5 protein-coding genes are annotated in these 6,170 nt (G+C 36.4%); 1 reads left to right on the top strand and 4 read right to left on the bottom strand.

Annotation, left to right across the window (positions count from 1 at the left end; genetic code table 11):
• Nucleotides 1–106: 106 nt before the first annotated feature.
• Nucleotides 107–1,951: an EAL domain-containing protein gene (locus ABZA26_RS05580; RefSeq protein ID WP_372713529.1), complete on the top strand. Its 1,845-nt coding sequence runs from the start codon at nt 107–109 to the stop codon at nt 1,949–1,951.
• 303 nt (nt 1,952–2,254) lie between these two features.
• On the opposite strand, the gene ABZA26_RS05575 is transcribed toward ABZA26_RS05580, so the two are convergent.
• From ABZA26_RS05575 to ABZA26_RS05560, 4 genes are all read right to left on the bottom strand, one after another.
• Nucleotides 2,255–3,247 (bottom strand): YhdH/YhfP family quinone oxidoreductase, encoded by a 993-nt coding sequence (locus tag ABZA26_RS05575; protein ID WP_372713528.1) that lies wholly within the window; start codon nt 3,245–3,247, stop codon nt 2,255–2,257.
• 79 nt (nt 3,248–3,326) lie between these two features.
• Entirely contained in the window at nt 3,327–3,998 is a 672-nt protein-coding gene (locus ABZA26_RS05570) for a response regulator (protein ID WP_372713527.1), read from the bottom strand.
• Nucleotides 3,995–4,918 carry a sensor histidine kinase gene (locus ABZA26_RS05565; protein ID WP_372713526.1) on the bottom strand — a complete coding sequence of 308 codons (924 nt, stop codon included), beginning with the start codon at nt 4,916–4,918 and terminating at the stop codon, nt 3,995–3,997. The genes ABZA26_RS05570 and ABZA26_RS05565 overlap by 4 nt, the downstream gene beginning before the upstream one ends.
• 410 nt (nt 4,919–5,328) lie before the next feature.
• On the bottom strand, nt 5,329–5,964 hold the full coding sequence (locus ABZA26_RS05560; RefSeq protein ID WP_372713525.1) for a DUF1847 domain-containing protein: 636 nt from the start codon (nt 5,962–5,964) through the stop codon (nt 5,329–5,331).
• Nucleotides 5,965–6,170 lie beyond the last annotated feature (206 nt).

Genomic DNA, 6,170 nt, shown 5'->3' with positions numbered 1-6,170 from the left:
TTTTTTTATGAATAAAAATTTAAAATCAGTTTTTAAAAAATTACACTCCCCTATAATTTTTGTGATTTTAGGACTCATACTTTACACTTCCGCCTCCTTTTTCCACATGAAAAAGCAGTTACTTAAAGATATCGACCACCACCTTCTGACTGCTGCTGAAAACATGAAATACTACACCGGAGAAAATTACGTCACAAAGGATATGGATGCAAAAACCTATTCCAAAGAACAGATTATAGAAAAAGCTGTTTTTTTAGACTCTGTTGCAAAAAAAAGCGGTATAGACTATCTCTATCTCATGGTAAAAAGAGAAGATGATATCCGTTATGTCATAATGAGTGATATTCTAGAAGAGCTCGAAGCTCATCCCACAGCCTATTACTGGACCGGTATGAAAGAGGACGCAGATGATGACTCATACGACCTCACCCGTGAAGCTTTTAATAAAAACAAGCCTGTTTTTTTAGACAGTTCCGATGTCTGGGATAGTTATCGTTCCGTCTACTTTCCCCTTGTTTCAGCAGACGGCACCTTTTATCTGGCTGGAGCCGATATCACTACCTCCCATCTGAGAGACGAGATAGTTTCACAGACACTTTTTGATCTTTTCACCTCTATAATATTTTTACTGCTTGTGCTTCCTCTTATACTCGCCTTTATGAACCTAAAAAAAGAAAATGCACTCACAAAAGATAAAATAGTTGACCTTAAACAATTGGATCACATGACAAAAGCTTACAATAAAAATGCAGGTATACACATTTTGAAAGACATTATCGAAAAAAGAAATGATGATAGCCTTCCTCTTGCTATCTGTCTTGTAGATATACAAAATCTCGATCAAATCAATAAAAAAATGGGACTAGTTTCCGGAGATAACATTATAAAAATAGTGAGTAATATTCTCTCTTCAAATTTCAGAAAAACAGATTCCGTTGTACGGTTTGAAGGTGGAAAATTCATAGTTATACTGGCAGGATGCAAATCCGATTGCCGGGCCATGCTCATAAAAGCACTGCAGGATAAGCTTTCATTCTTCAACATATCAAATAAAAAAAATTATTACCTGAAGCTTCATATTCTCTTTCGTGAATACAAAGGTGAAGGAATCCATGAATTTATAGAAAATTCAATAACCCATCTAAACCTTCACAAGAAAAAACAAAATACCTCAGATGCTGTTCTCCAAGAAGAGATCTTAGAAGGTTTAAAGAACGGGGAGTTCAAAACATTTTTTCAGCCTAAGGTGTTCTCCAGAGAAAAAACTGTGGAATTCGAAGCCCTGGTAAGATGGGTTCACCCTAAAAAGGGAATGATTCCCCCGGACAAATTTATCCCGATTGCAGAAAAATCCTTTGTAATTCACAACATCACAGAAAAAGTTTTAAAGGATTCAATAGAATTTTCACAGAAGATAAATTCTAAAATATCTGTAAATATATCCCCTGTGGTTTTTCAGAATCCAAATTTTTCAAAAGAGATGGAAAAAGTTTTCGAAACCCGTGAGATGGCAGAATTAATACTTTTAGAAATAACCGAGGGTGTGGCCTTAAATAACTTCCAGGTTGCAGTAAATAAAATGAACACCCTTAAAAAAATAGGTGTGGAATTCTCCATTGACGATTTCGGTATAGGTTATTCCTCTCTCAGCTATCTTGAAAAATTTCCCATAGCTGAACTAAAAATTGATAAATCATTCGTGAGAAACATCCATACAAACAGGATAAATCCCCTTATAATAAATTTTGTAGTCAAGCTTGGAAAAATAGCCGGATTTAAAGTTATTGCAGAAGGAGTCGAGACAGAGGACCACATAAAAACCCTCATGTCTCTAGGATGTCACAACTTCCAGGGTTATTACTTTGACAGGCCCCAGCCTGCTGATATTATTTATGATAAACACTGTTCCTCTGCATATCTCAATATGATAGATGACCTCAAAAGAAAATAAACCTTTTAATTTCTGTACGGTTACTTTTCTCCTGGCAGAAAATCACCCCACCCCTTCGGTCAGGGAATAACCAAAAGTTCAAAATTGTGAAAACCAAGCTAAATAATCTTGAAAATACAATGTCTGAGCGAAGCGAGTTTTGTATTTTTAGTTAAATTTATTGTATTTTAGCTTGAACAAGACAAGGCTTGATTTTTGGTTACTTTTCATCAAGGAAAAGTAACATCAACTTTCTAGAAATCCAACAATTCACCCAACTAAAAAAACCTCCATGAAATAAAGATTTCATAGAGGTTTTTTCTGTTATGCATGTACCAGTATTACTCTTCCCACAAGCTTTGCATCTAGCATGTTGTCCACTTCTTGCAGAATCCCGTCAAGGCCCACTTCTTTTATTCCCATCTGAAGTTTGTCACTCTTCCACTCATCTGCCAGCTTTTCCCATACTATTCTTCTTCTTTCCTTGGATGAATAAGCAGAAGCTATCCCGATAAGTTTTACAGCCCTCAAAATAAACGGAAATACAGTTATACCTGGAAGTTCTGCTCCTGTTACATTCCCGCAGGTAGTCACTGTCCCTCCGAATTTTATTGATCTCACCATGGTAGAAAGTGTAGCTCCTCCCACTGTGTCTATTGCCCCTGCCCATTTCTGACTCAGCAGAGCTTTCCCGCTGTCATCTACAGCCTCTTCCCTTGAGATAGTTCTCTTCGCTCCCATGGCAAGAGCAGCCTTCTCTTCATCTTCACTGTTTACCACTGCCACTACATCATATCCTAGTTTTGAGAGGAATCTCACAGAGTGACTTCCCACTCCTCCTGTAGCTCCGCTCACCAGGATTTCTCCGTCTTCAGGTTTCACTCCGGAAGTCACAAGTTCATAAACTGACTGCCCGGAAGTATATCCCGCAGTACCATAAATCATAGCCTCTTTCAGAGTTAGTTTCTCCGGTCTTTTTACCACCCAGTCTGCAGGAACTCTTATATATTCCCCGAATCCTCCGTCTGTATTCATTCCCAGGTCATAACCTATGGCCAGCACCTCATCCCCCTCTTTGAATTCCTGGGATTTAGACTCAGCTACCACACCTGCTGCATCTATTCCCGGAGTGTGAGGGAATTTTCTTGTGATTCCTTTATTTCCTATGCACGAAAGAGCATCCTTATAGTTCAGTGACGAATACTTTACCTTTATCAGCACCTCTCCCTCAGGTAAATCTGCGATCTCTCTTTCTACTATTTTTTTTATAAATTTACCGTCTTCTTCAAATATTCTTACAGCTTTAAATTTTTTCATTTTTAACCTCCTGCATCTATTATTATTGATATTTATTTTATAAATCCATCCCCTATAAAAGGATTTCCTTTGATATCTTCTATCTGATCAGCATATATCTGTATTCAGGCCTTCCCCTCTGTCTGTGAAATATTGTAGACCTTATTTTCTCGATTTTCTCAAGGTAGTCCATATATTTTTTTATGGTAACTCCGCTGATCATGAGCTTTTCCGAAAGTTCTTTTATTGTCCATATCTTTTCCATGTCTTCATTTTCCATGAGATTTATTATTTTATTCAGTGTCTTATTCTGTATTCCCTTGGGCAGTTCCTCATCCACAGTTTCACTTGTATAGAGTTTATCTATCTCATTTTGCTGAACGTTCTCCCTTTCGGAAAAAACAACAGCCCTGGCCTTATATTTTTCAAGGGCTTCTTTCAGCCTTTCAAATTCAAAGGGTTTTATCAGATAATCCACCACACCATAGGCCAGAGCCTTCTTGACCTCTTTCACACTGTTAGCAGCAGTTACCATTATCACATCTGTTGTATGCCCCGCTTCTCTCATCTCTTTCAGGAGCTCCAGTCCGCTTTTACCAGGCATATACACATCCATTATTATGAGGTCTACTTTTTTATCAGAAATAAATTTAAAAAAATCTGATCTTTTACTGACACATCCGGCTACACTGAAACCTTCAAAGGAGTTTATATATTTTTTATTTATCATAGCTACCATGGGGTCATCTTCCACAATGAGAACTTTTTTCAATTTTCACCTCCCTTTGACAACTCTATTACAAATCTTTTTCCGTTATCTTCCTCTATAACCTCTACAAAACCATTATACAACCGGACTTTGTCCTTTACAAGACTCAGTCCCGAACCTCTGCCTTTTCCCTTTGTGGTTATTCCTCTCTGAAATATACTGTCCTTCATATCGTCAGAAACTTCTATTCCGTTATCAAAAACCTCTATACAGATTCTCTCATCATCTTCATCTAAGAAAAGCTCTACTTTGTTTTCAGAATCCTCAAAAATCATACAGGCCTCAAAGGCATTGTCCAAAAGATTTCCCACAATCACCACAAGGTCGTCACTGGATATTATCCCGTGCTTCTCCCATAGGTTCGAGGTGTTTTCGATTTTAAAGTCAATCCTGTTCTCCTTGGCTATACTCCATTTAGAAAGCAAAATAGCATTTATATAATGATCCTCCACTGCACTTACCAGTGAAAAGCTCTTGTTTTCTTCCCGCTGAAGCTTCATTATGTAATCTTTAGCTTCGGTATATTCCTTCATCTGAATAAACCCCATCACCACATGAAGCTTGTTTTTAAATTCATGAACACTGGCTCTCAGGCTGTTTATCACCTGGTCTATACCGGTTATATCCCTGGCTATGCTGTTCATCTCGTTCTGGTCCACAAAAGTTATTACCGATCCCATATACCGGCCTTCTTTTACTATAGGAACAAGATTTATGAAGATTTTCTTATTACACAGTATAAATTCCTTGTTATAATACGGAACTCTTTTTTTTGCAAAATTTATGAGGCCTTTTCCCACTTTTTCCCTGTTATTGTCCCTCAGTATATAGAGTGCACTTTTATTCATATACTCTATTTCATCTTTGGAATTCAGAGCGATCAGTCCCTCTTTTATATTTTCAAGAATCATCTCTTTTTCCATATAAGTACCGCTCCCTCCTCTGCACCATATTTAAATCTATCTCTTGAGAGTATACACCTTATATGCCAACATGCAATTTTTTTCATCCAAGTTTATTATCCATTTCTTTTAATATACCTAAATCTATCTTAAATTTTAAAAAAAATGTTAGAAACACGAGAGCGTCCAAACTTTGAGCCATGTATATTCTGAGACATTTTTCAGAAAAAAATGTCTCAGCAATAAAAAAACCAAGTTTTGAATCCAGCCATAGTCATTTCAATAATAATAGTCTTCTTTAAATGGCAGGATTAAGATTTTTATCATCCCACGAGGAATATAAAATAAAATATTTTTCCGAATAATTGTACTTTTAAAAACAAACAATTCTCAGTAAGCATATTTATTCTGTTCCGTCCTGGTTATGTAAATTATTTTTCAGGATAAAGTTTTTTGCTATAGTATCCTTCTGATAAATAAATTGCTGCCAGGGGATTATGGCCAAGTACTCTGTCTTTTACAGCAAGTATAGTTACTGGTGAGTCTAGATGCTTTATGGCAAGTGAGTCATGCCCCACACAAAGTCCCAGAAGAATATTAAAATCTGTTTTAGCCTTATTCAGATACAGAGCCTGACCAATGGGATTACACATAGGTTCATAAGTACACGGACGGACTTTCTGATCATTTTTTATATTTAATTCCTCTTTGGGGATGCTTCCGCTTTTACATATTACTGAGTTTACATTAAATCCATTGGCTGTAAGTATATTATGTAAAAGTCTCATCTCCCTGTGTAAGCCCACACAAAATGCAATTCCTATATTCTTATATCCGCACCTCTTGGCAAATTCCATTGTCTCTTCTATTCTTGTCTTTTTACAATATCCCCATGACTCAATCAAAGCAGACTGATAAGCTATCATGGCATTTTCCTCATCTTTGTACAATTCTTTACTTTTGTCAATGACATCCCGATCTTTTTCCAGGCACGGACAGTTTTTAGGCATCTTTTCTTTCTCTCCGGTTCTGCATGCATGGACTTTACAAATTCCGCAAGTATACATTTGTTACTTCACTCCTTTCATATATAGATTTTTATAATTATTCTGCCTATTCCTGAATAGTAATCCTTATTTTTTGTACAAGCTGAATAATTAAAAAAATTAAGTATGACAGAAAAATCTATAAAAGATTTTTCTGTCTACTTATTTCATATACACAACAGTGACCAATTCCTTTATTTTCTTATTATCCCCTGTTCTTTTGCTAT

It is taken from the genome of Ilyobacter sp., assembly GCF_041583315.1.
GTDB lineage: Bacteria > Fusobacteriota > Fusobacteriia > Fusobacteriales > Fusobacteriaceae > Ilyobacter.
The sequence above is the reverse complement of the archived record's forward strand: the minus strand, read 5'-3'. Positions and strand labels throughout refer to the sequence as shown.

Excerpts from the sequence above, each read along its gene's own strand:
- ABZA26_RS05560 (WP_372713525.1), bottom strand. The coding sequence starts at position 5,964 with ATGTATACTTGCGGAATTTGTAAAGTCCATGCATGCAGAACCGGAGAG.
- ABZA26_RS05565 (WP_372713526.1), bottom strand. The coding sequence starts at position 4,918 with ATGGAAAAAGAGATGATTCTTGAAAATATAAAAGAGGGACTGATCGCT.
- ABZA26_RS05575 (WP_372713528.1), bottom strand. The coding sequence starts at position 3,247 with ATGAAAAAATTTAAAGCTGTAAGAATATTTGAAGAAGACGGTAAATTT.
- ABZA26_RS05580 (WP_372713529.1), top strand. The coding sequence starts at position 107 with ATGAAAAAGCAGTTACTTAAAGATATCGACCACCACCTTCTGACTGCT.